Below are 25,377 nucleotides of genomic sequence, written 5' to 3'. Positions count from 1 at the left end.
CGGGGCCGGCCGGCGGGCTCGGCGCCGGCCGCCGGGGCCGCTCGGCGCGGACACGGCTCCGGCGGGGGCGCCGCGACGGGCCCGGTGACCCGCCGGACGATCACAGCAGGGCGAACTGCCCCTCGGGGCCCTCCTCGTGGTGGTCGAGCACGGAGGCCGGCCGGCGCGCGGCGGTGGGCACCGGCAGCACTCCGGCGGCGCGCAGTTCGCCGCGCGTGATGCCGTCCGTCACCCGGGGACGCGAGGCGTCGAGGCCGGCCATGAGGGCCAGGACCGTGATCAGCTCCAGCAGCTCGGATGTCCACTCCTGGAGCCAGGCGGCCGGGCGGACGGCGTCCAGGGTGCCCGGCCCGGCGGCGGCGGTACGGCGCTCGAACCAGAGCTCCAGCACCCGTGCGCCGCCCACCCGGTAGTCCCAGGCGCCGGCGGGGACGGGGGCGATCCGCCCTTCGCCCAGGTACAGGGACTCGTCCGGCGCGTCATAGCTGAGCGCCCCGGGGCGGGCCGGGACGGCGGCACGCACATAGGGGCGGCGGCCACCGGGCAGCCGGGGCCGCTCGCCGCCCCGGGCACCGCGTGACTGGACGGCGGTCATGCGGTGGCCCAGCGCGACACCGGACGCCCAGACCTCCGGGCCGGCCGGCAGCGGTACCCGGCACCCGGCGGGGGAGGGGCGGCCGGCGGCCAGCGCCCATGCCAGCAGGTCCCCGGCGGTGACCTCGGAGCCGTACCGGTCGGCCAGCAGTTCCAGCAGGCCGGGGGCGACGTTCGGGTCCCGGCCGCCGGGACGCCGGTGGAGCGGCCGGACGCGGCCGGAGCGGCCGTCCGGGGAGCGGCCCTCCGGGAGCACGGCCGTCACCAGCAGGGCGGGGCCCGCCGCCCGTGGCACGTACCCCTGCTCGACCGCGAAGAGCTGCCGGTCGTCCGCCACCCGCCACAGCTCCGGCCGGGCGGCGTCCAGCAGCCGGTGGTCCGGCAGCAGCCACTGTTCGTCGAACGGCCCGCGCGCCAGGCGGACCGGCTCCGGGCACGGCCCCGCCTCGCGTGCCAGACGGACCGTCGCGGTGCGCTGCCCGGGCAGCGCGGCCACCGAACTGTGCGCGGTACGCGCCCGGGTGGGCCCGAACAGCGCCTCCCGCTCGTCGCCCTCGGCCGCCGCCAGCACCGCCCAGCGGGCCCGCAGCGACCGTACGTCGGGGGCGGCGACCCACGACCGCCCGAGCCGCAGCGGTGCCACGGACCACGGCATGAGGTCGTCGAGCAGCGGCACGTCATCCGTCACGCCGTGCATGCTAGGCGGTGCGCTCAGTCCGCCTCCACCGTCACCGAGAAGGAGAACCGGTCACCCCGGTAGCGGATGCGCGCCACGTCCACCACCCGGCCCTCCTCGTCGTACGTCACCCCGGTGTAGTGCAGGATCGGCGATAGCAGCGGCACCCCGAGCAGCTCCGCCGTCTCCGGGTCGGCGAGCCGGGCCTCGACGGTGTCGGTGACCCGGCTGATCCGCACCCCGACCCCGTCCCGCAGCACCTTCGTCATGGGCCAGCGCTCCAGGTCGGCCAGGTCGATGCCGGCCGCGACCTCCGGGCGGACGGCGTTCTCCGCCCAGTTCGTCGGTTCACCGGTCCCGCCGTCGCAGCGCAGCCGCCGGTACGTGACGACCTCGGCCACGTCCGGGAAGTGCTCGGCGAGGTCACCGGGCACCTTCGCCGGACCGTGGCCGAGGATCGTCGTCCGCTCGCCCGACTGCTGGGCCACGATCGCGTCGATCGAACCCAGCAGCCGGCGCGGGGCGCCGCGCCGCGCGCCCGGCTCGATGAACGTGCCGCGCCGCCGGTGCCGGCTGATCAGGCCCTCCGCCTCCAGCTCCTTCAGCGCCTGGCGCATGGTCAGCACACTGACGCCGTAGTGCGCGGCGAGCTGCTCCTCGGTGGGCAGGCGCAGTGAGGCGTCCGGCGCGCGGCCCAGTATCGAGGCGCGCAGGGACTGCGAGACCTGGTACCACAGCGGGAGCTTGCGGTTCAGCACCAGGGAGTCGGGGGCGAAGGCGGTCACCGTGTCTCCGTACTAGGGCCGGAAGTGGCGCTCAAGACCCTGCCACACGTCGTCGTAGCCCCGCTGGAGCTGGTCGGCGCCGGCCGCCTGGGGGGTGAGCGTCACGGGCCAGCGCGTCTCGAACATGAAGGCGAGCCCGTCGTCGATCTTCTGTGGTTTCAGCTCGGCGGCGCTCGCCCGGTCGAAGGTCTCCCGGTCGGGGCCGTGCGCGGACATCATGTTGTGCAGCGAACCGCCGCCCGGCACGAAACCCTCCGCCTTGGCGTCGTACGCGCCCTCGATCAGGCCCATGTACTCGCTCATCACATTGCGGTGGAAGTAGGGCGGGCGGAAGGTGTCCTCGCCGACCAGCCAGCGCGGTGCGAAGACGACGAAGTCGACGCCCGCGAGGCCGGGCGTGTCGGACGGCGAGGTGAGGACGGTGAAGATCGACGGGTCGGGGTGGTCGTAGCTGATGGTCCCCATCACGTTGAAGGTCCGCAGGTCGTAGACGTACGGCACGTAGTTGCCGTGCCAGGCCAGGACATCCAGCGGGGAGTGGCCGTAGGTGGCGGTCCACAGGTTCCCGCAGTACTTGTTGACCACCTCCACCGGACCCTCGGCGTCCTCGTAGGCGGCCAGGGGCGCCCGGAAGTCCCGCGCGTTGGCGAGGCCGTTGGCGCCGATCGGACCGAGGTCGGGAAGCTGGAACGGCTGGCCGTAGTTCTCGCACACGTAACCGCGTGCCGTCCCGTCGAGCAGCTCCACCCGGAAGCGCACCCCGCGCGGGATCAGCGCCACCTCGCCGGGGCGGGCGGCGAGCAGGCCCAGCTCGGTGCGGAGCAGCAGCCCGCCGTGCTCGGGGACGATCAGCAGCTCGCCGTCGGCGTCGCTGAAGACCCGCTCCATGGCGGCGTTGGCGTGGTAGAGGTGCACGGCCATGCCGGTGCGCTGGGTGACGTCACCGTTGCCGCCCAGGGTCCACAGGCCGGCCAGCCAGTCCGTGCCCGGCGCCGGGTCCGGCAGCGGGTTCCAGCGCAGCCGGTTGGGGTCGGGCACGGTCTCGGTGAACGGCGCGGTACGGACGCCGCCGTTGCCGGTGCGGGTGAAGCGCGGATGCGCGGCGGACGGGCGGATCCGGTAGAGCCACGAGCGCCGGTTGTGCGCGCGCGGCTCGGTGAACGCGCTGCCGCTGAGCTGCTCGGCGTACAGGCCGAGCGGGGCGCGCTGGGGTGAGTTCCGGCCGAGCGGGAGCGCGCCGGGCACCGCCTCGGAGCTGTGCTCGTTGCCGAAACCGGTGGAGTACGCCAGTGCCTCCGCCGTCTTCCTCGCCTCTTCGGTGGTGCTGCCTCTGGTCATCGCCCGCTCCTGCCGCTCAAAGGAATCCTATGCAAGACCGTAGGATTCCGCGCCCGCCCCGTCAACGGGGGCACGGCTTCGACGGACGCGCCACCCGAGGGGTTCCGGGCCCGGCGGGCCGCTCCGGGCGCCCGCCGTATGGCGCCAGGCGGGATGGCCGGGCACCCTCCCGCCCGGGCCCGCCGCCGCCCGGTGCGGCCGGCCGGGGGGCGCGGGCGGGCGGCAGGCTCCTCGGCCCCCGGGCCGGTTCCTCGGGCGTCGAACCCCGGGGTCGGCACCTCGGGCGTCGGCCCCGTCCGCGCCGGAGCCTCGCCAGCGTGCGTACCGGTCGGTATGCTCGGCCTGCCCGAGCCGCCACCGCCGCCGCCCCCGGGAGGCCACCATGCCCACCGCCCCGCGCATCTGCCCGCTCTGCGAAGCCACCTGCGGGCTGACCCTCACCGTGGACGGCACCCGGGTCACCGGCGCCCGCGGCGACCGGGACGACGTCTTCAGCCGGGGGTTCATCTGCCCCAAAGGAGCCTCCTTCGGCGAGGTCGACGCCGACCCGGACCGGCTGCGGACGCCGCTCGTCCGCAAGGACGGCGTCCTCCAGGAGGCCACCTGGGAGGAGGCGTTCGCCCTCGTGGCCCGCCGCCTGCCGCCGCTCGTCGCCGAGCACGGGCCGAACGCCGTCGGGGTCGTCCTCGGCAACCCCAACGTGCACACCATGGCCGGCGCCCTCTACCCGCCCGTCCTGCTCGGCGCGCTGCGCACCCGCAACCTGTTCACCGCCTCCACCCTCGACCAGATGCCCAAGCACGTCTCCAGCGGGCTGCTCTTCGGCGACCCGTTCGCCATACCCGTGCCCGACCTGGACCGCACCGCCCACCTGCTGATGATCGGTGCCAACCCGCTGGAGTCCAACGGCAGCCTGTGCACCGCCCCGGACTTCCCCGGCCGGCTCAAGGCGCTGCGCGGGCGCGGCGGCACCCTCACCGTCGTCGACCCGCGCCGCACCCGAACCGCTCGCCTGGCCGACCGGCACGTGGCCGTCCGCCCGGGCACCGACGCGCTCCTGCTCGCCGCCCTGGCGCAGGTGCTCTTCGCCGAGGACCTCACCGACCTCGGGGCACTGGCCGGCCAGGTCGAGGGCGTCGAGGAGGTCGGGACGGCGCTCGCCGGGTTCACCCCCGAGGCCGTCGCCGCCGCCTGCGACGTGGACGCCGGCACCATCCGGGCCATGGCCCGCGAGCTCGCGGCGGCGCCCACCGCCGCCGTGTACGGGCGGATCGGCGGCAGCGCCGTCGCGTACGGCACCCTCACCAACTGGCTGGTCGACGTCCTCAACGTCCTCACCGGCAACCTCGACCGCCCCGGCGGCGCCCTGTTCCCGCTCTCCGCCACCGCCCCCGCGCCCCGCCCGGCGGGCCCCGGCAAGGGCTTCGCCCTCGGCCGCTGGACCAGCCGCGTCTCCGGCCACCCCGAGGTCAAGGGCGAACTGCCCATGGCCGCGCTGGCGGAGGAGATCGACACCCCGGGCGAGGGCCGGGTGCGCGCGCTGGTCTCCATCGCCGCCAACCCCGTGCTCTCCGCACCCGACGGCGACCGCCTCGACCGCGCCCTGGCCTCCCTGGACTTCATGGTCTGCGTCGACCCGTACGTCAACGAGACCTCCCGGCACGCCGATGTGGTCCTGCCCCCGCCGCCGCCCGCCCAGAGCGCCCACTTCGACTTCGCGCTCAACGGCCTGGCGGTGCACAACCAGGTCCGCTTCAGTCCCCCCGCCGTCCCCCTGGAGGCGGGACGGATGGACGAGTGCGAGATCCACGCCCGGCTGATCCTCGCCGTGGGGCAGGGGATGGACGGTGCCGCGCCGGACGCGGTCGACGCCATGGTCATCGAACGGACCCTCGCCAAGGCCGTCACCGAGCCGCACTCGCCCGTACACGGCCGAGACCCCCAGGAGTACGCGGCGGGCCTCACCGGCCGCACCGGGGCCGAACGGCGCCTGGACCTGATGCTGCGGCTGGGCCCCTACGGACTCACCCTGGACGAGCTGCGGGCCCGGCCGCACGGCATCGACCTCGGCCCGCTCACGTCCCGCCTCCCGGGCCTGCTGAAGACCCGCAGCGGCCGCGTCGAGCTCCTGCCCGCCCCCATCGCGGGCGACCTGCCCCGGCTGCGCCGCGCCCTCGACGAGCGGCCCGGTGACCGCCTCGTCCTGGTCGGCCGCCGCCATCTGCGCTCCAACAACAGCTGGTTGCACAACATCACCGCGCTGCGGGGCGGCAGCAACACCTGCACCCTCCACATCCACCCCGACGACGCGGCCCGCCTGGGACTGGCGGACGGCGCCCTCGCCCGTGTCCGGGGCGAGGGCGGTGAGCTGGAGGCCCCGGTGGAGGTCACCGACACGGTACGCAGGGGAGTGGTGAGCCTCCCGCACGGCTGGGGACACGACCGCCCCGGCACCCGCACGGCCGTGGCCGTCACCGGCCCCGGAGTCAACGTCAACCAGCTCCTCGACGGAACCCGGCTCGACCCGCTGTCCGGCAACGCCGTGCTCAACGGCTTCCCCGTCGAGCTGGCACCGTCCGCCTGACCCCTTCCTGAGCAGGGCTTTTGCTCGTATTGCTCACGCGCTGACACCTTGCTGACCGCCGAACGGGACACCTAACGTCATCCGGACCGCCGCCCCGGTGGAGTTCAAGGGTGAACGTTAGGTGTCCTCCATGCTGACAGTCCTCGGCTTCGCCATGATCGCGACCTTCCTGGTCCTGATCATGATGAAGAAGATGTCGCCCATCGCGGCGCTCGTACTGATCCCCGCGCTCTTCTGCGTCCTCGTCGGACAGGGCGCACGACTGGGCGACTACGTCCTCGAAGGCGTCGGCAACCTCGCGCCCACCGCCGCGATGCTGATGTTCGCCATCGTCTACTTCGGCGTGATGATCGACGTCGGCCTCTTCGACCCGGTCGTCCGGGCCATCCTGCGCTTCTGCAAGGCCGACCCGCTGCGGGTGGTCGTCGGTACGGCGGTGCTCGCCGCGATCGTCTCGCTGGACGGCGACGGCTCGACCACCTTCATGATCACCGTCTCGGCGATGTACCCGCTCTACAAGCGCCTGAAGATGAGCACGGTGGTGCTGACCGGTGTCGCCGCCACCGCCAACGGCGTGATGAACACCCTGCCGTGGGGCGGCCCCACCGCCCGCGCGGCCACCGCGCTCAAGCTCGACGCCGGCGACATCTTCGTCCCGATGATCCCGGCGCTCGGCGCCGGCCTCGTCTTCGTCCTCGCCCTGGCGTACGTGCTCGGGCGCCGGGAGCGCGGGCGCGTCGGCCACCTCACCCTGGACGAGGCCCAGGAACCGCGGAGCGAGACCGTCCTGGTCGCGGCGGGCGGCGGTGGCGAGGAGCGCCCCGCGGCCGCCGGCCACGGCGCCACGGCGCCCGGCGGCGACCAGGGCTTCCAGGTCCTGGACCCCGACCGCCCCACCCTCCGGCCCCGGCTGTACTGGTTCAACGCCGCCCTGACGCTGGCCCTGCTCACCGCCATGATCATGGAGGTGCTGCCCATCCCGGTGCTCTTCCTGATCGGGGCCGCCCTCGCCCTCACGGTCAACTTCCCCCGCGTGGCCGACCAGAAGGCCCGGATCGCCGCCCACGCCGACAACGTCCTCAACGTCACCGGCATGGTCTTCGCCGCCGCCGTCTTCACCGGTGTCCTCACCGGCACCGGCATGGTCGCGCACATGGCCGACTGGCTGGTGGACGCCATCCCCGAGGCGATGGGCCCGCACATGGCGCTCGTCACCGGCCTGCTGAGCCTGCCGCTCACCTACTTCATGTCCAACGACGGCTTCTACTTCGGCGTCCTGCCGGTCCTCGCCGAGGCCGGCGCCGCGCACGGCGTCCCGCCGCTGGAGATCGCCCGCGCCTCGCTCGCCGGCCAGGCCCTGCACATGTCCAGCCCGCTGGTGCCGGCCGTGTACGTCCTGGTCGGCATGGCCAAGGTGGAGTTCGGCGACCACACCCGGTTCACGGTGAAGTGGGCGGCGCTCACCTCGCTGGTCGTGCTGGGCACCGGCGTACTCCTCGGCATCGTCTGACACGCCGGTCGTGACCGCTGTACCCGGTCGCCACCTCCGCCTCGTGCTCGGCGCCCAGCCGATCGTCGCCCGCCGTACGGTCCGGCCCCGACCGGACGGCGGCTCCGGCCCTTCGCCACCGGCGCCTCGCCCGGCCGGTGCGCGGTTCACCTGACCGGCCTCGGCCGGAGGGCTCCGGGCCGCTCCCGGGGAGGCGCGCCGGGCGTCCCGGCCGCGGCGGCCGGACCCGCCGGTCCGGCGCCGGCCCGGGCGGCGCGGGCACCCCGACCTGGCCCGGCCGGTGCCGGACACGCGCGGGGCGGAGGGCGCACCGGCCGGCTGACCAGGGCGGACGCGCGAAACGCCCGATCCGGACGGAACGTGCGCTTCCGATTTGACTCTTATTCAGTGATCTTTGAGACTTCGCCTCGACCACCCCGCACACATCGTGTCTTTCGTGTGGGGACGCTAGAGGGGGAACTGAAAACAGAATGCACACCAGTCACACAACCTCCGCACATCTGCGGAGGGCCTTGACGCGTGGAATCGTCACCGCCACCGCGCTGGCCGCCGTCACCGCGGTCGCGGCCCCGGTCGTCGCCGTCGCCGCGCCGTCCGACGCGGTCGCCCTGGCGTCCGGTATCGCCACCACCGACGCCCAGCGGGTCGACGCGGCGGCCGTCGTCCGTCTCGACCCGAGCCCCGAGGTGCTGCTGCTCAGCGACCATGACTTCATCCACGCGCTGTGGCAGAAGGCCAGGGACGCCGGCGAGGCCCTGGACGCGGTACGCACGGCCGCCGAGGACGCCATGGTCAGCAGCGCCGCCGAGGACCACGCGCGCTTCGTCACCACGGGCGTCCACGAGGCGTACGCGATCGACAAGCAGCGGGAGAAGGACCGGGCCGACGCCGACCGGGCCGGCCGGCTGGCCAAGTCCCAGGCACTGATCGCGGTGGGCATCCCGAACAGCCCGGACCTGCTCGCGCTCAGCGACGACAACTTCATCCGCGCGGTCATGAAGCACACCGCCGCCGGACCCGAGGTCCGGGCCGCCGCCGCGAGCGCGCTGGCCGGTGACTCCGCCGCCTGGCAGGAGTTCATCACCAACGGCGTCCGTGAGGCCCACCGGCGCGACGTGGCCAACGAGCTCAAGGAGCTGGAGGAGAGCAACCGCGAGGAGGCCGAGCGCCGCAGGGAGCTCGCCGCCCGCACGAACGCCGCGGCGCTGTTCCGCGTCACGCCCTCCGAGGCCATGCTCGGCCTGAGCGACGACAACTTCATCCGCGAGCTGCTGCGCATGACCACCGCCGACGCCCAGGGCACCGAGCTCCACGCCGCGGCGCAGCGAGCGGTGCTCAGCCCGGCCCCGGCGGACTGGAAGCAGTTCATCCACACCGGGGCCGAGCAGGCCTACAAGCTCGACGACGAGGCCCGCCGCAAGAAGATCGCCGACGCCAACCGCAGGCTCGCGCTGAAGAGCCAGGCCGCCGCCGAGAAGACCGGCGTCAATCCACAGCTGGTCGCCGCGGCGAAGAAGGCCCTGGCCGGCACCGACGCGGACGTGGCCCTGTTCCTCAAGGAGGAGAGCCAGTACCAGGCGAAGCGGCAGTCCCTCCAGCCCGTCAACTCCAAGCTGGCGGGCTGGTACATCCGCCAGTCGAGCGTGGACGGCGGAGAGGGCTTCGTGACCCCGGTCAGCCCCAAGGGCAAGCCGGCCGACCGTGCCGACGCCACCTGGGTCGTCACCCCCGCCCTCGCCGGCCAGCCCGGCTGCTACTCCTTCGAGTCGGTCCGCAAGCGGGGCCACTACCTGATGGAGAAGGAGTTCCGGGTACGGGCGGCCGCCGACGACGGCAGTACCAAGTTCCGGAAGAGCGCGAGCTGGTGCGCCCGCAAGGGGCTCGCCGGTTCCGGGGTGTCCTTCGAGTCGCTGAGCCTGCCGGGGCGCTGGCTGCGGCAGTACACGGGCGACCTCTACGCGGCCGACAAGAGCGGCAAGAACCGCTTCGACGCCGCCAAGGACTTCGCCCAGGACGCCACCTGGAAGGTCTCCTTCCCCCTGGCGCCCTGACCGCCCCCGCCGAGCTCACCCCTGAACAGAACGGAACAACGATGTCTCGGACCATCCGGGCCGCGCTCACCATCGCCGCGAGCGTCGCCGCGATCTCCGGCGGCACGACCGCCGCACACGCCGCCGGGGCCGGCCCGTCGGCCGCCACCGCCGCGCCGTCCGTCGCGCAGTTGCAGGCCGCGCACAGCGGTCAGTGCCTGACCATCCCCAAGGCCAGCCTCCGCAACGGCGTCAACGCGGTGCAGTCGAAGTGCGTCGACGGCGAGGACTCCCAGCTCTTCGACCTGGTCCCGGCCGGCGGCGCGACCTTCGAGGTACGGCCCAGGCACAGCGGCAAGTGCCTCGACGTGACCAGCAGCGCCACCACCCCCGGTGCCGAGGTGCAGCAGTGGTGGTGCGTCGGCGGACCGCAGCAGCGCTGGCAGGTGATCCTCGTCGACGTACCCAAGAAGCTGTACGAACTGCGCCCCACGCACACCAAGGACCGTTGCCTGGACATCAAGAGCGCCAGCCTCACCGACGGCGCGGCCGCACAGCAGTACACCTGCAACAGCACTCCGGCCCAGCGGTGGCGCCTCCAGGCGCCCACGGCCTGACAACCCCGCCCGAACCGTCGGACCGATCGCCCCACGCGGTGGTCGGCCCGACGCCGCCGGGGCACGGGCGGCGGGCCCGTGCACCCGGCGCGGGGCAAACCACACGCCGTGGGCGGTGGCCCGGACACCGACCACTCCGGGACGACCGCGTGCCGCTGGCACCGCGCACGCGCCACGGCGTGATCGCACACAGCTCTTCTCACCGGACAGGCCGCGCGCGGCCGCGCTGGGCGCGGCCCCGCGCGCTCTGTCCGCCGTTTCTTTTTCCCAGGGGGGACAAGCAGTGAGTCGTCAATGGTGGGTCGCACACGTCCTGGCAGCCGGCGTACTGGCCGGCGGGGGCGTTCTCGCGGGAGGGGCACCGGCGTGGGCCGGCGCTCCGGTGCCGGCCGAGGTCCCGGCCGGCCGGCCGGCCGATCAGCTCTCCGGCACGAGGGCGGCGGCGGCCGAGGACGCCCGCAGGCGTGTCACGATCCTGGCGAAGACGCACCCGGCCGCCGAGGTGCGCGTGTCGGCGTGGAACGCGCTGCGCCACTCGCGCGGGGACGAGGCGGTCGCCGAGTGGCTGGCACCGGGCGGCGGTTTCGACTACGCCAAGCAGCGCGCCCGCGACGCCCGTTCCCGCAACAAGGCGTTCTGCGAACGGGTGCTCCGCACCCACACCGAGGAGTTCTCCCCCGAGGTGCGGGTGGCGGCCGGCCGCGCCCTGAAGGGCACGGCCGCCGACCAGGCCGCGTTCGTCACGTCCGGATACGCCGAGGCCCAGCGCCGCGACCGGCTGGCCAGGGAGACGGCCGCCCGGCACGAGCAGGGTGACACCGCCGGGGCCCGGGACTTCGTACGCACCGTCGCGGAGCACGACCCGGGCGAACAGGTACGGGTAGCCGCCCGGTGGGCGCTGCGGGCCGGCGCCGGCGAGGCGGACGTCGCGGAGTTCTTCGGCTACGGCTGGCTGAACGGCGCCTCCCTGGACCTGGAGAGCCACCGCACCCGCAACGCCGACGCCGAGACGCTGCGGCACCACGCCCTGTCCCGCCTGATCGGGGAGGCTGTCGCGGCCGAACAGGCGCTGAGGGGCGCGACCGACGCGGCGCAGGCCAGGGCCGAGGCCGAGCGGGCCTGGAAGGCGGTGGCCGACCACGCCGGTGCCGCGCGCACGGCGTGGCTGGCCGAGCAGGCCGCCGCGACGGCGCAGGCGGAGAACTGGAAGCACATCGCCGAAACCGCCGGGCAGAGCGCGGACAGCCTCTGGAAGCACATGGCCGAGCCCGCCGGGGCCCAGCACGAGACCTGGGCCACGGAGCGGGCCGGAGCGGCCGAAGCGGCCATGTTCTGGCAGGACATGGCCGACCGGGCGCGGGACGGCGAGAACCGGGCGCGGGGCTGACCACCCCGCGCTCGCTCCCGCTCCGCCCATGGACGGCGGGGCGGGCATCTTTGTTCGATCGACTGGGGGGATTTCCCGTGATGGGTGTATTCCGGCCAAGGGCCGGACGACAACGTGGTGATGTGGCCGGACGAGTGGGGAAGGCAGTGTCCACGGCGCTGGCCCTGGCCGTTCTGAGCGGTGTGACGGGGGGAACCGCCGCCGCGACACCGGTTCGGGCGAGCGGGTTCGCCCAGGCGCTGTCGGAGCTGGACCGGGCGGCGGCCGCACTGCCGAAACCGGCCACCGCGGCGACGGCCGCCCCGCGCTCGGAGCTGGACCGGCTCAGCGCGGAGCAGGACCGGCAACTGGTGGAGGACTTCGCGGAGTTCGACGAGGAGGACGAGGTCCGCGAGGCCGCGAAGAAGGCCCTGGCGAGCAGCGACCCGAACGCGCTGCGGGAGTTCCTGGAACGCGGCGAGGCCGAGGCCCGCCAGCGCGCCAAGGACCGGAAGAACGACACCGACGTCAAGAACCGCCGGCAGATCGAGGCGATGCGCGGCACCGGTGGCCCGTACTTCAACGCCGAGGTCGAGCGGGTCCTCAAGGGAAGTCCCAAGGACCGGGACGACTTCCTGGCCTTCGGCGCCGACATAGCCCGGCAGCGGGACAAGGGCACCGAGCAGAACGCCCAGAAGCGTGCCGAGGAGAACCGCAAGCGGGTCGAGATGCTCGCCGGCATCGGCGGCCCCGAGGTGAAGAGGGCAGCCCAGGCCGCGCTGGCGACCAACGACGACGCCGCGATCGAGCAGTTCCTGGAGAAGGGCTACCAGGAGGCCGCGGGCAAGGACGCCGCCGACCAGGCGGCCCACGAGAAGGCCCAGCGGGAAGCCCTGGAGGCCGTCGAGAGGCTGCGGGACCTGGCCAGGAAGGCCGCTCGCGCGGCCGAGGCCCGTACCAAGCTGATCGCCGTCCACGGGGACGCGGTCAAGGCGCTGAAGAACGCGGCCAACGCGATGTCCTCGGCCGCCGCCGCCTCCCGTGAGGCCGACCGGATGCTGGCGGCCGACCGGGCCGGCAAGCGCCTGTCGTCCTACGAGCAGGTCAAGGCCGAGGTGGCCAGGCAGGTCGGCTACGCCGACCAGGCCGCCAAGCAGGCCCAGGTCGCGGCGGCACAGGCCAAGGTGCAGGCCGATGTGCTGGTGGAGACCGGCCTGACCCACGGCGCGCAGTGGGCGGAGGTCGCCTCGGGCATCGCGGCGTCGGCGGAGGCGGCGGTCAAGGCCACCCAGACCGCCCAGCACGCCGTTGCCGCCACCGCGGCCGACGCCGCGGGCCTGAACGCCAAGAACCAGGCGGAGCTGCACGAGCAGCAGGCGAAGAAGTGGCGCGCCAACGCCGAGGAGCACGCCAGGGCGGGCGCCAAGCTCGCCGAGGCCGCCGCCAGGCAGGCCAGGATCGCCGCGGACGCGGCGGCCAGGACCAAGCAGGCCCGTATCGAGGCCGAGAAGGCCGAGCAGGAGGCCTGGGAGCACGCCAGGAAGACCCGCGAGGCCCGTGTCGAGGCCCAGCGGCAGGCCAGGATCGCCGCGGAGCAGCGCCAGATCGCCGAGCGCGAACGCGACCTGGCCGCCCAGGCGCGGGCCAGGGCCGAGCGCGAGCGGGACGTCGCCGCCGCGGCACGGGCACGCGCGGAGGCCGAGGCCCGCACCGCGTCGGCGGCCCGGGCGCAGGCCCAGGCGGCCGCGGCCACCGCGGCCTCGGCACGCGCGCGTGCCGCGGAGCACGAGGGCGTCGCCGCCAAGGCCGACGACAACGCCCGCGGCGAGGAGACCAGGGCCCGCGAGGCCCGGAACAGGGCGTTCGCGGCCGAGCGGGCGCACAACGCCAAGGAGGCGCGTGCCAGGGCGACCGAGGCGATCGCCGCCTCGGCGCGCGGCACCATCGAGGCCGGTGAGGCCAGGGCCGCGGCGGACGCGGCCCGGACGGACGCCAACACCGCCGGCACGGCGGCGGGAGCGGCCCGCGCCGCCGCCGACACGGCCGGCGGCGCGGCGGTGCGCGCGCGCTCCGCGGCCACCGAGGCCGCCGGAGCGGCTGCCCGGGCACGGGCCGCGGCGGCGGAGGCCACCATGCACGCCGCGCGGGCCAACGCCGCGGCCAACAAGGCCGAGGCGGCCGCGGCCGCCGCGAACGCGGCGGCGAACAAGGCCGAGTCCGAGGCCGCCGCCACCCACGCGGCGGCACAGCGCGCCAACGCCAAGGCCGCCGAGGCCACCGCCCAGGAGGCCCGCGCGGGCATCGCCGCCCATGAGTCGGCCCGGCTGGCCGGACTGGCCGCGATGGCCGCCAACAACGCCCTCCAGGCGGCCAACCGCACCAAGGACGAGGCCGACGGGGCGGCGCGTGAGGCCGCCATGGCGAGGATCCAGGCCACCATCGCGGTGCAGGCTTCCGCGGCGGCCCGGGCCACCGCGGCCGGTATCGCCGACCCGGCCAACACGGCCATCGCGCTGACCGCCCCCTTCTCCGGCAAGGACGTCGACGCCGACTTCGCCGCCGCGGTCGCCGCCGCCGCCCAGGAGATGGGCGACCAGCAGGTCGCCGCGGCCGAGGCCAGGGCCGCCGAGGCGGTCAAGGCCGCCGAGGCCGCCGAGGCCGCCGCCAAGCGCGCCGCAGCCCAGGTGGCACCGGCGTTCAAGGCCGCGGCCGACGCGGCCCGCTCCTCCGCCGACGCGGCCCGTTCCGCCGCGGCGGCCCTGAAGTCCGCCGCCCAGGCGGCGGAGGACGGCGCCAAGGCCCGGGCCGCGGCCGCGCGGGCCGACCAGGCCGACGCGCAGGCCCAGGCCGACGCCGGCCTCGCCCGCCAGGCCGCCGACCAGGCATACGCGGACGCCTCGGCGGCCCGCCGGGCCGCCAACCAGGCGGAGGCCGAGGCCTCCCGCGCCCGCGGCGCCGCCGCCCAGGCCGACAACCACGCCGTCGCCGCCAACAGCGCCGCGAACCTCGCCGAGCAGGAGGCGAGCGTCGCCCGGGGCGCGGCGGCCCAGGCGGAGAAGGACGCGGCCGACGCCGGCAAGCTCGCCGACTCCGCCGAGAGCCACGCCAAGTCGGCGGAGACGGCGGCCAAGAACGCCAACAAGTACGCCCACGAGGCGGACGAGGCGGCGAAGAAGGCCGAGGAGTACCAGCGCGAGCAGGATCGCAAGCGCCGCGCCGAAGCGGCCGAGCAGGCCGGCAAGAGCGGCGGGCCGGAGCTGACCTGGCAGGAGGAGCAGGCGCTCGAAGAGATCGGGATGACGCCCGAGGAGTACGAGAAGGCGCGTCGGCTCGCGGACAAGGACATCCTCGACTTCCTGCTCGAGAACGGCGGTCAGATCCTTGTCGACCTCCTCTTCGAGGACATCAAGAAGTGCTTCGTCGAAGGTGACGTCGAGAGCTGCTTCTGGGCGGCCATCGGCGCCCTCCCCTGGGGCAAGGCCCTCACCGTCATCAAGAAGATGCCGGACATCACCAAGGCCATCACCCGCATCGTCGGCGGCATCGACGACTTCCTCGACAACTCCGCCGCGGCGAAGAAGCTGATCGCCAAGGGCCAGGAAGCCCTGGAGAAGTTCCGCAGGACTCCTGTGGTGTGCACGCTGGAGGACAACAGCTTCACCCCGCGGACCCCGGTGCTCATGGCCGACGGCACCCGCAAGCCGATCGAGGACGTCCGGATCGGACAGCGGGTCCTGGCGACCGATCCCGGCACCGGGACGACCGCGGCACGGACCGTCACCGACGTGATCATCGGCTCGGGGCGCAAGCACCTGAACGAGATCACCGTCGACACGGACGGCGCGGCCGGGAACGCCACGGGCAAGGTCACCGCCACCGGTGGGCACCCGTTCTGGGTGGAGAGCCGGCACAGCTGGCTGGACGCCATGGACCTCAGGGCGGGCGACCTGCTGCGCACCCCTGGGGGCGAACTGCGGGAGGTCGTGGGCAACCGCGCCTGGAGCGGGACGTACCGGGTGCACAACCTCACCGTCGCGGACATCCACACGTACTACGTCGCCGCCGGGCCGGCGGCCGTCCTGGTGCACAACGCCAAGAAGGACAAGGCGTGCAGTCTGCAGATCCGCCGGGTGGCCGTGGTGGCCCCGGACTGGGTGCAGAAGGGCGCGCACGTCAACCTGATGGACGACATGGAAGTCCTGATCCGCCCGGACGGAAAGGGAGGCATCATGGGCCTGCCGTTCCGCTCCTCGAAGGGCTACTCCACGCAGAAGCAGGTCGACGCCGTCATCGAGAGGCTCAAGACGAACCCCAAGCTGCGCGCGGACATGCTGAGGGTCACCAGGGACGCCAAGGAGAAGTACGAGTACAGCGTCAAGGCCAAGAAGGAGGGCCGGAAGCCGGAGTGGAACTTCCAGGAGGACCGGACCGAAGAGCTGAAGGCCCTGATCGAGGCATTGGAGAACATGTAGATGTCCCATCTGGATTTCTACGCCCGGGTCGCCGTCCACGGTGACGTGCTGGGAGTGGGCATCGGGGCCCAGCCCGCCGAATGGGAGGCGGCGCTCGGCGCCGCCTACCTGGACAACAGGTCGCAGGGCGTCATCGGCCGGGACTACGGGCTCGTGGAACTCGTCTTCCAGGAGGACGGGGGGGCGTGGCCGTGCCTGGGCATCGGCCTGGAGGTGCACCGGCTGACCCATGACGCGGCCGCCGTCGTGCCGCAGCCGCTCGTGGACGCGTACGGCGCGTTCACGCACCGGGTGGCCTTCGACGAGCTCAGTGCCCTGATCACGGGCATGGGGCACTCGGTCGAGCCGGACGACGACGCGTCGACCACCGACGACGTCCAGCGCTACCGGGTGTCCGGGACGGGCACGAGGATCTTCGTCATCGCCGACATCGATCCGTACGGGTACGGCGACGTCGACCCGGAGGACCCCACCGAGCAGCAGGTCGGCGACGTCTGGTCGATCAGCGTCTCGCCGGCCTGGTGGTCGATGAAGAACTGACGCGGCGGCGCGTCCGCGTCACTCGCGACGGGGCACGGCGGGCCCTCCCACGAGTGCCCGCCGTGCCCTTTCCGCACCCCACGGGCCCCCTGGGTCTCACGGGCATCGAACCGCGGGTGCCCCGCCCGCCGCCGGTTCCGGCCGAAAGCCGGTGTTCCGCCCGGCCGCCCCCCCCAAGGGGCTGCCAGAGTGATCGGTGCCGCGCTCCCCGTACCCGAAAGGCGGCCCCGCGCATGTCCACCATCCCCACGGTGTCCACCCCCGCCCGTTCCCGCCCCCGCCCCGGGGCCCGCCTCCGGGTCGCCCTCGCGGCGGCCGCCGTGCTGCTGGGGGCCGGCGCGCCCGCCGCGTACGCGACCCTGGGCGACGAACGGCCGGCGACCGCCGCCGTGGCCCCGGCGCGGGGCGCGTCGTACGTGGAGACCCGGCTGCTGTTCGGGACGGAACGGCCCGGCGGCGGCCCGGACGTCACCGACCGGCAGTTCACGGCGTTCATCGACCGGGAGGTCACGCCGCGCTTCCCCGAAGGGCTCACCGTCCAGGAGGGGCGCGGGCAGTGGCGGGACGCGAGCGGGCGGATCCAGCGGGAGCGCTCGTACGAACTGGTCCTGCTGTACCCCGCCCCGGAGGCGCGGGCGCGTGACGCGCACGTCGAGCGGGTCCGGGAGGCCTACGTGAAGGCGTTCGGCCAGGAGTCCGTGGCCAGACTGGACGAGCGGACCCGGGTGGACTTCTGATACGACGGTCACTCCGCGAGACCCTGGCGCCGGAAAACTACCGCCGCTAGTTTGGGGCGGACGACCGAGCCGTGTCACCAGGCCCGAAGGAGAAGCGGATGCAGGTCCAGGCCCACAACGGGATGTACATCGACGGCGCGTGGCGACCCGCCGCCGGCAGCGGCACCATCGCGGTGGTGAACCCGGCCGACGAGCGGGTCATCGCCCATGTCCCGGCCGGTACGGCGGAGGACGTGGACGCGGCGGTACGCGCCGCCCGGGCGGCGTTCCCGGCCTGGGCGGCCACCCCGCCCGGGGAGCGGAGCGCCCTGCTCGCGGCCCTCCGCGACGCGCTGGCGGCCCGCGAGGAGGAGATCGCCGAAACGGTCACCGCGGAGCTGGGCGCCCCGCCGCAGCTTGCCCGGGCCGTGCACGCCGGGCTGCCGGTGGCGGTCGCCGGGTCGTACGCCGAGCTGGCCGGCAGCCACCGCTTCGAGGAGCGGATCGGCAACTCCACCGTCCTGCTGGAACCGGTCGGCGTGGTCGGTGCCATCACGCCGTGGAACTATCCGCTGCACCAGATCGTCGCCAAGGTGGCCCCGGCCCTGGCCGCGGGCTGCACGGTCGTGCTCAAGCCCGCCGAGGACACCCCGCTGACCGCGCAGCTCTTCGCCGGGGCCGCGCACGAGGCGGGTCTGCCGGCCGGGGTGTTCAACCTGGTCACCGGGCTCGGCCCGGTCGCCGGGCAGGCCCTGGCCGAGCACGAGGGGGTGGACCTGGTCTCCTTCACCGGCTCCACCGCCGTCGGCAGGCGCGTCGGCGCCATCGCCGGCGCCGCCGTCAAGCGCGTCGCCCTGGAGCTCGGCGGGAAGTCCGCCAATGTCATCCTGCCGAGCGCCGACCTCGCCAGGGCGGTCGGCGCCGGCGTCGCCAACGTCATGTCCAACTCCGGCCAGACGTGCAGTGCCTGGACCCGGATGCTGGTCCACCGCGACCAGTACGACGAGGCCGTCGAGCTGGCGGCGCGCGCCGTCGCCAAGTACGTGCCCGGCGACCGGCTCGGCCCGCTCGTCAACGCCGAGCAGCGCGACCGGGTGCGCGGTTACATCGAGAAGGGCGTCGCGGAAGGCGCCCGGCTCGTGGCGGGCGGGCCGGACGCCCCCCTCGACAAGGGCTACTTCGTCAGGCCGACGGTCTTCGCGGACGTCACGCCGGACATGGCCATCGCCCAGGAGGAGATCTTCGGGCCCGTCCTGTCGGTCCTGCGGTACGAGGACGAGGAGGACGCCCTGCGGATCGCCAACGGCACCGTCTACGGTCTCGGCGGCGCGGTGTGGGCCGGCGACGACGCCGAGGCGGTCGCTTTCGCCCGCCGTATGGACACCGGCCAGGTCGACATCAACGGCGGCCGGTTCAACCCGCTGGCCCCCTTCGGCGGCTACAAGCAGTCGGGCGTCGGGCGCGAGCTCGGCGCGCACGGCCTCGCCGAGTACCTCCACACCAAGTCCCTCCAGTTCTGAGCCGGGAGAATCCGACCGTGGTCCGCGCCGCCGTACTTCCCGCCGTGGGGTCTCCGCTGGAGATCACCCGTATCCGCCTCCCCGAGCCGGGCCCCGGCCAGGTGCGGGTCCGCCTCGCCGCCGCCGGGGTCTGCCACTCCGACCTCTCGCTGAGCAACGGCACCATGCGGGTGCCGGTGCCCGCCGTCCTGGGTCACGAGGGCGCCGGCACCGTGCTCGCCGTCGGTGCGGGGGTCGGCCATGTCGCCCCCGGCGACGGTGTCGTCCTGAACTGGGCGCCCTCCTGCGGCTCCTGCCACCACTGCTCGATCGGCGAGGTGTGGCTCTGCGCCGACGCCCTCACCGGCGCGGCCGGTGTGCACGCCCTCACCGAGGACGGCACCGAGCTCCACCCTGGCCTGAACGTGGCCGCGTTCGCGGAGGAGACCGTCGTCGCCGCCAACTGCGTGCTGCCCGTCCCGGACGGCGTCCCGCTCACCGACGCCGCCCTGCTGGGCTGCGCGGTCCTCACCGGCTGGGGGGCGGTCCACCACTCCGCCCGGGTCCGCGAGGGCGAGTCGGTCGTGGTGTTCGGCGTCGGCGGCGTCGGCCTGGCCACCCTCCAGGCCGCCCGGATCGCGGGAGCGGGCCCGGTGATCGCCGTGGACGTGTCGCCCGAGAAGGAGGCCCTGGCCCGCCGGGCCGGCGCCACCGAGTACCTCGTCGCCTCGGACACCACCGCCAAGGAGATCCGCCGGCTCACCGGCGGCCACGGCGCCGATGTGGCCGTCGAGTGCGTCGGCCGGGCCGCCACCATCCGTACCGCCTGGGACTCCACCCGGCGCGGCGGGCGCACCACGGTCGTCGGCATCGGGGGCAAGGACCAGCAGGTGACGTTCAACGCCCTGGAGATCTTCCACTGGGGCCGTACGCTCTCCGGCTGCGTCTACGGCAACTCCAACCCGGCCGAGGACCTGCCGGTGCTGGCGGAGCACATCCGGGCGGGCCGCCTGGACCTGGACGCCCTGGTCACCGAGCGGATCGCGCTGGAGGGCATCCCCGCCGCCTTCGACAACATGATCGCGGGCAAGGGGGGCCGCGCGCTGGTCGTCTTCTGACCGGAGGCGGCCCAGGCCGCGGGAGCCGGCCCCGGCTACGGCTCTGGCCGCGGCTCGGGCCCGGGCCCGCGTGGGCGGGAGTCCTGAAGCGGGCCACCAGGACCCGATCCGGTCCCGACGCCGGGGCCACAGGCCGGGTCCGACCCCCTGGCCCGGCCGGCCCCCTGAGCCTGGTCCGGAGCCCGGTTCAGGGCCCCGGCCCAACGCCGGGCCGGCAACCCGGCCCGCAGCCCCGGCCCAACGCCGGGCCGACCACCCCGGCCTGGTCCGGAGCCCGGCGCCCATGCCCGGTTCCCGGCTCAGGGACCACGCCCGGTTCCCGGCCCGGGCCGCCGGTCCGAGCGCCGGGCATGGGCCGCCGTGTCCGGGCCGTCCGGCCGTCCACGTCCGGTCCCCGCGTTCCGCCGTCCCGCGCCGCTTCGCTCCGCCCCGGTCGTCACCGGGTGCGTACGGACCCCGGCCGCCCCCGCGCGGCCGGGGTCACCGTGCTGTCCGCAGCGGTGCCGAGCGCGTCGCGCGGCGGCCGGAAACTGTTGCCGTACAACCCGTTGACCGCCATACCAGCCGGTCGGTACGGTCCCGGTCAATCAAGGCGCCGCCCCCCTCTCGTCCCCGCACCCGTATCGGAGTGTGCACCGCATGGACACGGCACCCCCTTCCTCCGCCTCCCCGGCCTCCGCGGACCCGCCCGGCCCCGTCCCGTCCCTCGACGCCCGCCGCCGGCGCAAGGTGGCCACCGCGGCCGCGCTCGCGTCCGCCGTCGAGTGGTACGACTACTTCGTCTTCGGCATCGCCGCCGCCCTGGTCCTGGGCGATCTCTACTTCCCCTCGGGCAGCGCGTCGGCGGGTGTCCTCGCGGCCTTCGCCACCTTCGCCGTCGGCTTCCTCGCCCGCCCGGTCGGCGGGATCATCGCCGGACAGCTCGGCGACAAGCGGGGCCGCAAGCCCATGCTGGTCCTCGCGCTGGCCCTGATGGGCCTCGCCACCGCCGGCATCGGCCTGCTGCCCACGTACGAGACGATCGGCGTGGCCGCGCCGCTGCTGCTCGTCACCTTCCGGGTCCTGCAGGGCATCGCCGTGGGCGCCCAGTGGGGCGGCGCGATGCTGATGGCCACCGAGTACGCCCCCGAGGGGAAGCGGGGCCTGTACGGCAGCCTGGTGCAACTCGGCGTCCCCATCGGCGTGGTGACCGCCAACACGGTCTTCCTGGCCGCCGGCGCGTTCACCGACGACGCGTCGTTCGCCGCCTGGGGATGGCGGGTGCCGTTCTTCGTGGGCTTCCTGGTCCTCGCCCTGGCCTGGTACATCCACACCCGGGTCGAGGAGACCCCGGAGTTCAAGGCCGCCGAACGGCAGTTGGCCGAGGAGGAGCGGAGCAGGCCCCGCTCGCCGCTGCGCGCCGTCCTGCGCGGCCATCTCGGCACGGTGTTCCTCGCCGGCGGGTCCTTCGCCGTGAACACCGCCACCTTCTACATCATCATCACCGGCGTCCTGGACTACGCCACCCGGGAGTTGGGCATGGAGCGCAGCGCGGTCCTCACCGTCTCCCTCTGCGTCAGCCTCACCCAGCTCGTCCTCATCCCCGTCTCGGCGGCCCTGTCCGACCGCGTCGGGAGGCTGCGCGTCTACGCGCTGGGCGCGGCCGGACTGCTGATCTGGGCGGTGCCGATGTTCCTGCTCATCGACACCGGGTCGCTGCTGTGGCTGGCCGCCGGGACCTTTGTCACCAGTTGCTTCCTCAGCATCATGTACGGGCCCCAGGCTGCGCTGTTCGCCGAGCTGTTCACCCCGGAGATGCGCTACACCGGTGCCTCCCTCGGCTACCAGATTGCCGCCGTGTTCGGCGGTGGCCTGGCGCCGTTCATGATGGTGCTGCTGCTGGAGGCCACGGGCACCTCCATGGCCGTCTCCGGCTACCTCATGGTGCTCGCGGTGATCGCGCTGGTGTCCATCAGGATCCTGTCCGCTCGGGCCGCGCGGGCGAAGGCGGCCGAGGAGACCGGCGCCCGGTGACCCCGTCCGTGCTCCCGGTCACCGGACCGGCCACCGGACCCGGACCGTCCCGCGGCCGGGAGCGCGACACCGCGTGACCCGGTACCCGCCCGGGGTCCGGCTGCCGCCGTCCTAGCCTTCGGTGCGCGCCGGGCCCTCCCGGCCGCCGGCGGTGCCCCGGACCGCCCCGTACTGGACGGCCAGGCCGTCGAGCAGGGCCCGCAGGCCGGTTTCGAAGGCGCCCTCGTCCACCTTCTGCTGCCGCTCGGCCAGCAGGTGCGCCTGCCCCAGGTGGGGGTAGTCGGCCGGGTCGTACGCCGCCTCGTCGTCCACGAAGCCCCGCGCGAAGGAGCCGAGGGCCGAGCCGGTGATGAAGTACCGCATCAACGCCCCGATGGAGGTCGCCTGGGCGGGTGGCCAGCCCGCCCGGACCATCGCGCCGAACACCGCGTCGGCCACCCGCAGCCCGGCCGGGCGGCGGCCGGGGCCCCGGGCGAGCACCGGGACGATGTTGGGGTGGGCGGTGAGGGCGGTGCGGTAGGAGACGGCCCAGTCGTGCAGCGCGGTGCGCCAGTCACGCCCGTCGTCCGGCTCGAACATCGACAGGTCCACCCGGGCGCTGACGGAGTCGGCCACCGCCTCCAGGATCTCGTCCTTGGTGCGGAAGTGGTTGTACAGGGAGGGCCCGCTGACGCCCAGTTCGGCGGCGAGTCGGCGGGTCGAGACGGCGTCGAGCCCCTCGCTGTCCACGAGCGCGCCCGCCGCGGCGACGATGCGTTCTCGGCTGAGGAGGGGCTTGCGCGGTCGGGCCATGGCGCACATAGTAGGGCTGCCAGCCATTAACTAGCAGTGGTAGTTAAAAGTGGGGTGCCCGTGAACCTGGAGCTGAGCGAGGAGCAGGCGGCCGTCCGTCGGCTCGCCGAGGACTTCGTCCGGCGTGAGATCGCCCCCCACGCGGTGACCTGGGACCGCGCCGAGAGCGTGGACCGGTCGATCGTGAAGAAGCTGGGCGACGTGGGCTTCCTCGGTCTCACCGTCCCCGAGGAGTACGGCGGCTCGGGCGGCGACCACCTCGCGTACTGCCTGGTCACCGAGGAACTCGGGCGCGGCGACTCCTCCGTGCGCGGCATCGTCTCGGTCTCGCTCGGCCTGGTCGCCAAGACCGTCGCCGCCTGGGGCACCGAGGAGCAGAAGCGGCAGTGGCTGCCCCGCCTCACCGCGGGGGACGCGCTCGGCTGCTTCGGGCTCACCGAACCGGGCACCGGCTCCGACGCCGGGAACCTCACCACCCGCGCGGTGCGCGACGGCGCCGACTGGGTCCTCAGCGGCACCAAGATGTTCATCACCAACGGCACCTGGGCGGATGTGGTGCTGCTGTTCGCCCGCACCAACGAGCGCCCCGGCCACCGCGGCGTCTCCGCCTTCCTGGTGCCGGCCGACAGCCCCGGGCTGACCCGCCGCACCGTCCACGGCAAGCTGGGGCTGCGCGGCCAGGCCACCGCCGAACTCGTCCTGGAGGGTGTACGGGTGCCGGCCGGCGCCCTGCTGGGCCCGGAGGGCAAGGGGTTCTCCATCGCCATGTCCGCCCTCGCCAAGGGTCGTATGTCGGTCGCGGCGGGCTGCGTCGGCATCGCGCAGGCCGCGCTGGACGCGGCCGTGCGGTACGCGGGGGAGCGGGAGCAGTTCGGCAAGCCCATCGCCTCCTACCAGCTCGTCCAGGAGCTGATCAGCGACATCGCCGTGGACGTGGACGCGGCGCGCCTGCTGACCTGGCGGGTCGCCGACCTGGTGGACCGGGGGGAGGACTTCGCCACCGCGGCGTCCAAGGCGAAGCTCTTCGCCTCCGAGGCCGCCGTGCGCGCCGCCAACAACGCCCTCCAGGTCTTCGGCGGCTACGGCTACATCGACGAGTACCCGGTCGGCAAGCTGCTGCGCGACGCCCGGGTGATGACCCTGTACGAGGGCACCAGCCAGATCCAGAAACTGATCATCGGCCGCGCCCTGACGGGTGTCTCCGCCTTCTGAGTACGGCCTGAGTACCGGCACGGATGTGGCCCGCGCCACATCCGCGCATGCTCCTGGCATGAACGACACACCGGTCAAGCAGCAGAACACCGCCGCCTACTACGGTCAGGCCGTCGCCTCGTTCGCCGTGGCCCTCGGCGCGGTCGCCGTCGGGATCCTCGCCATGGAGGCCGACGTGTGGGTGCGCGCCTTCCTCGGCGTCGGCGTCCTCTACCTCACCACCTCCGCCTTCACCCTCGCCAAGGTGGTCCGGGACCGGCAGGAGGCCGGGCAGATCGTCACCCGGGTCGACCAGGCCCGGCTGGAGAAGCTGCTGGCCGAGCACGACCCGTTCCAGAAGCTGTGAGCGGGCCTCTAAGCGCTTGCTCACCGTCGGGGTATGGTGTTCGTCCTGTGGGAACCGGAAGGGGCGAACGATGAGTACGGCGAAGGGGACGGAGGAGGCGGCCGGCGGCGAGGACGTCGCCTGGGGCGAGGTCACCCCCGAGGCCGCCAGGCGGCTGCTCGTCGCCGCCGTCGAGGCCTTCGCCGAGCGCGGCTACCACGCCACCACGACCCGCGACATCGCCGGCCGCGCCGGGATGAGCCCGGCCGCGCTCTACATCCACTACAGGACGAAGGAAGAGCTCCTCCACCGGATCAGCCGGATCGGCCACGACAAGGCCCTGGACATCCTCCGGGCCGCCGCCGACGGCCCGGGCAGCGCCGCCGACCGGCTCTCCGACGCCGTGCGGTCCTTCGTCCGCTGGCACGCCGAACGGCACACCACCGCGCGCGTGGTCCAGTACGAGCTGGACGCCCTGAGCGCCGAGCACCGGGCCGAGATCGTGGAGCTGCGCCGCCGGAGTGACGCCACCGTGCGCCGCGTCATCAACGACGGGGTCGAGGCGGGTGAGTTCGACGTCCCGGACGTCCCGGGGACCACGCTGGCGGTACTGTCCCTCTGCATCGACGTGGCCCGCTGGTTCAGCACGGAAGGACGCCGGACGCCCGACGAGGTCGGCGCGCTGTACGCCGACCTCGTGCTGCGCATGGTGGGTGCGGGCGCTCAGAAGAAGTAGCGGGACACCGACTCGGCGACGCACACCGGCTTGTCGCCACCCTCCCGCTCCACCGTGACCAGGGCGGTGACCTGCACACCGCCGCCCGCGTCCCGGACGTCCTGGAGCACGGCGGTCGCCCGCAGCCGCGAGCCGACCGGGACGGGGGAGGGGAAGCGGACCTTGTTGGTCCCGTAGTTGATCCCCATCTTCACGTTCTCGACGCGCAGGACCTGCGGTACGAGGACGGGCAGCAGCGACAGGGTCAGGTACCCGTGCGCGATGGTGGTCCCGAACGGCCCGGCGGCGGCGCGCTCCGGGTCCACGTGGATCCACTGGTGGTCGCCGGTCGCCTCGGCGAACAGGTCGATCCGCTGCTGTGCGACCTCCAGCCAGTCGCTGTGGCCCAGCTGCTCGCCGACCCCGGCGCGCAGCTCGTCGGCGGAGGTGAAGACCCTCGGCTCTGCCATTCCTG

19 protein-coding genes are annotated in these 25,377 nt (G+C 74.2%); 14 read left to right on the top strand and 5 right to left on the bottom strand.

Features of this window, described 5'->3' with window-relative positions; translation table 11 throughout:
- Positions 1 to 100 precede the first annotated feature (100 nt).
- From AB0H53_RS09660 to hmgA, 3 genes are read right to left on the bottom strand one after another with little or no spacing between them, the layout of a single operon-like run.
- The gene (locus AB0H53_RS09660; protein ID WP_362109331.1) at positions 101 to 1,291 is read right to left on the bottom strand and encodes a type ISP restriction/modification enzyme; all 1,191 of its coding nucleotides are present in this window, start codon (positions 1,289 to 1,291) and stop codon (positions 101 to 103) included.
- A gap of 14 nt (positions 1,292 to 1,305) precedes the next feature.
- Positions 1,306 to 2,055 carry a GntR family transcriptional regulator gene (locus AB0H53_RS09655; RefSeq protein WP_362109329.1) on the bottom strand — a complete coding sequence of 250 codons (750 nt, stop codon included), beginning with the start codon at positions 2,053 to 2,055 and terminating at the stop codon, positions 1,306 to 1,308.
- Positions 2,056 to 2,067: 12 nt separating this feature from the next.
- On the bottom strand, positions 2,068 to 3,393 hold the full coding sequence (gene hmgA / locus AB0H53_RS09650; RefSeq protein ID WP_362109327.1) for a homogentisate 1,2-dioxygenase: 1,326 nt from the start codon (positions 3,391 to 3,393) through the stop codon (positions 2,068 to 2,070).
- Positions 3,394 to 3,775: 382 nt separating this feature from the next.
- Between hmgA and AB0H53_RS09645 the strand changes: the two genes are divergently transcribed.
- The 11 genes from AB0H53_RS09645 (at position 3,776) to AB0H53_RS09595 (ending at position 21,858) form a co-directional block, all read left to right on the top strand.
- The gene (locus AB0H53_RS09645) at positions 3,776 to 5,977 is read left to right on the top strand and encodes a molybdopterin oxidoreductase family protein (RefSeq protein WP_362109325.1); all 2,202 of its coding nucleotides are present in this window, start codon (positions 3,776 to 3,778) and stop codon (positions 5,975 to 5,977) included.
- A gap of 130 nt (positions 5,978 to 6,107) precedes the next feature.
- On the top strand, positions 6,108 to 7,487 hold the full coding sequence (locus AB0H53_RS09640; protein ID WP_362109323.1) for a citrate:proton symporter: 1,380 nt from the start codon (positions 6,108 to 6,110) through the stop codon (positions 7,485 to 7,487).
- A 512-nt stretch (positions 7,488 to 7,999) separates the two neighbouring features.
- Complete coding sequence (locus AB0H53_RS09635) at positions 8,000 to 9,538, top strand: AbfB domain-containing protein (protein ID WP_362109321.1); 1,539 nt, start codon at positions 8,000 to 8,002, stop codon at positions 9,536 to 9,538.
- A 41-nt stretch (positions 9,539 to 9,579) separates the two neighbouring features.
- Positions 9,580 to 10,134 (top strand): RICIN domain-containing protein, encoded by a 555-nt coding sequence (locus AB0H53_RS09630; protein ID WP_362109319.1) that lies wholly within the window; start codon positions 9,580 to 9,582, stop codon positions 10,132 to 10,134.
- Positions 10,135 to 10,417: 283 nt separating this feature from the next.
- Complete coding sequence (locus AB0H53_RS09625; RefSeq protein WP_362109317.1) at positions 10,418 to 11,521, top strand: hypothetical protein; 1,104 nt, start codon at positions 10,418 to 10,420, stop codon at positions 11,519 to 11,521.
- 134 nt (positions 11,522 to 11,655) lie between these two features.
- A complete protein-coding gene (locus AB0H53_RS09620; RefSeq protein WP_362109315.1) occupies positions 11,656 to 15,972 on the top strand; it encodes a polymorphic toxin-type HINT domain-containing protein in 4,317 nt (1,438 codons plus the stop codon).
- Positions 15,973 to 16,512: a hypothetical protein gene (locus AB0H53_RS09615; RefSeq protein WP_362109313.1), complete on the top strand. Its 540-nt coding sequence runs from the start codon at positions 15,973 to 15,975 to the stop codon at positions 16,510 to 16,512. It abuts the gene before it with no gap.
- 233 nt (positions 16,513 to 16,745) lie between these two features.
- The gene (locus AB0H53_RS09610) at positions 16,746 to 17,249 is read left to right on the top strand and encodes a DUF3574 domain-containing protein (protein ID WP_362109312.1); all 504 of its coding nucleotides are present in this window, start codon (positions 16,746 to 16,748) and stop codon (positions 17,247 to 17,249) included.
- A 98-nt stretch (positions 17,250 to 17,347) separates the two neighbouring features.
- Positions 17,348 to 18,748: an aldehyde dehydrogenase family protein gene (locus AB0H53_RS09605; RefSeq protein WP_362109310.1), complete on the top strand. Its 1,401-nt coding sequence runs from the start codon at positions 17,348 to 17,350 to the stop codon at positions 18,746 to 18,748.
- A 17-nt stretch (positions 18,749 to 18,765) separates the two neighbouring features.
- A complete protein-coding gene (locus tag AB0H53_RS09600) occupies positions 18,766 to 19,845 on the top strand; it encodes a zinc-binding dehydrogenase (RefSeq protein ID WP_362109308.1) in 1,080 nt (359 codons plus the stop codon).
- A 639-nt stretch (positions 19,846 to 20,484) separates the two neighbouring features.
- Entirely contained in the window at positions 20,485 to 21,858 is a 1,374-nt protein-coding gene (locus AB0H53_RS09595; RefSeq protein ID WP_362109306.1) for an MFS transporter, read from the top strand.
- 111 nt (positions 21,859 to 21,969) lie between these two features.
- Here AB0H53_RS09595 and AB0H53_RS09590 read toward each other — a convergent pair whose 3' ends face one another.
- Positions 21,970 to 22,650: a TetR/AcrR family transcriptional regulator gene (locus AB0H53_RS09590; protein ID WP_362109304.1), complete on the bottom strand. Its 681-nt coding sequence runs from the start codon at positions 22,648 to 22,650 to the stop codon at positions 21,970 to 21,972.
- A 60-nt stretch (positions 22,651 to 22,710) separates the two neighbouring features.
- On the opposite strand from AB0H53_RS09590, the gene AB0H53_RS09585 reads away from it, so the two are divergent.
- The 3 genes from AB0H53_RS09585 (at position 22,711) to AB0H53_RS09575 (ending at position 24,923) form a co-directional block, all read left to right on the top strand.
- A complete protein-coding gene (locus tag AB0H53_RS09585; RefSeq protein ID WP_362109302.1) occupies positions 22,711 to 23,862 on the top strand; it encodes an acyl-CoA dehydrogenase family protein in 1,152 nt (383 codons plus the stop codon).
- 58 nt (positions 23,863 to 23,920) lie between these two features.
- Positions 23,921 to 24,208, top strand: a complete 288-nt coding sequence (locus tag AB0H53_RS09580; RefSeq protein WP_362109300.1) for a YiaA/YiaB family inner membrane protein — start codon at positions 23,921 to 23,923, stop codon at positions 24,206 to 24,208.
- A gap of 70 nt (positions 24,209 to 24,278) precedes the next feature.
- A complete protein-coding gene (locus tag AB0H53_RS09575; RefSeq protein WP_362109298.1) occupies positions 24,279 to 24,923 on the top strand; it encodes a TetR/AcrR family transcriptional regulator in 645 nt (214 codons plus the stop codon).
- Here the strand turns inward: AB0H53_RS09575 and AB0H53_RS09570 are convergent.
- Positions 24,911 to 25,372, bottom strand: coding sequence for a MaoC family dehydratase (locus AB0H53_RS09570; protein WP_362109296.1), 462 nt, complete (start codon positions 25,370 to 25,372; stop codon positions 24,911 to 24,913). The two genes, AB0H53_RS09575 and AB0H53_RS09570, sit on opposite strands and share 13 nt — an antisense overlap.
- Positions 25,373 to 25,377: the final 5 nt, after the last annotated feature.

Source organism: Streptomyces sp. NPDC050856, from assembly GCF_040653855.1.
Classification (GTDB): Bacteria; Actinomycetota; Actinomycetes; order Streptomycetales; family Streptomycetaceae; genus Streptomyces.
Note: the sequence above shows the minus strand (reverse complement) of the source record. Positions and strands in the feature narration are given on the sequence as shown.

Excerpts from the sequence above, each read along its gene's own strand:
- AB0H53_RS09660 (WP_362109331.1), bottom strand. The coding sequence starts at position 1,291 with ATGCACGGCGTGACGGATGACGTGCCGCTGCTCGACGACCTCATGCCG.
- AB0H53_RS09605 (WP_362109310.1), top strand. The coding sequence starts at position 17,348 with ATGCAGGTCCAGGCCCACAACGGGATGTACATCGACGGCGCGTGGCGA.
- AB0H53_RS09575 (WP_362109298.1), top strand. The coding sequence starts at position 24,279 with ATGAGTACGGCGAAGGGGACGGAGGAGGCGGCCGGCGGCGAGGACGTC.
- AB0H53_RS09590 (WP_362109304.1), bottom strand. The coding sequence starts at position 22,650 with ATGGCCCGACCGCGCAAGCCCCTCCTCAGCCGAGAACGCATCGTCGCC.
- AB0H53_RS09645 (WP_362109325.1), top strand. The coding sequence starts at position 3,776 with ATGCCCACCGCCCCGCGCATCTGCCCGCTCTGCGAAGCCACCTGCGGG.
- hmgA (WP_362109327.1), bottom strand. The coding sequence starts at position 3,393 with ATGACCAGAGGCAGCACCACCGAAGAGGCGAGGAAGACGGCGGAGGCA.
- AB0H53_RS09580 (WP_362109300.1), top strand. The coding sequence starts at position 23,921 with ATGAACGACACACCGGTCAAGCAGCAGAACACCGCCGCCTACTACGGT.
- AB0H53_RS09630 (WP_362109319.1), top strand. The coding sequence starts at position 9,580 with ATGTCTCGGACCATCCGGGCCGCGCTCACCATCGCCGCGAGCGTCGCC.
- AB0H53_RS09640 (WP_362109323.1), top strand. The coding sequence starts at position 6,108 with ATGCTGACAGTCCTCGGCTTCGCCATGATCGCGACCTTCCTGGTCCTG.
- AB0H53_RS09570 (WP_362109296.1), bottom strand. The coding sequence starts at position 25,372 with ATGGCAGAGCCGAGGGTCTTCACCTCCGCCGACGAGCTGCGCGCCGGG.
- AB0H53_RS09595 (WP_362109306.1), top strand. The coding sequence starts at position 20,485 with ATGGACACGGCACCCCCTTCCTCCGCCTCCCCGGCCTCCGCGGACCCG.
- AB0H53_RS09610 (WP_362109312.1), top strand. The coding sequence starts at position 16,746 with ATGTCCACCATCCCCACGGTGTCCACCCCCGCCCGTTCCCGCCCCCGC.
- AB0H53_RS09615 (WP_362109313.1), top strand. The coding sequence starts at position 15,973 with ATGTCCCATCTGGATTTCTACGCCCGGGTCGCCGTCCACGGTGACGTG.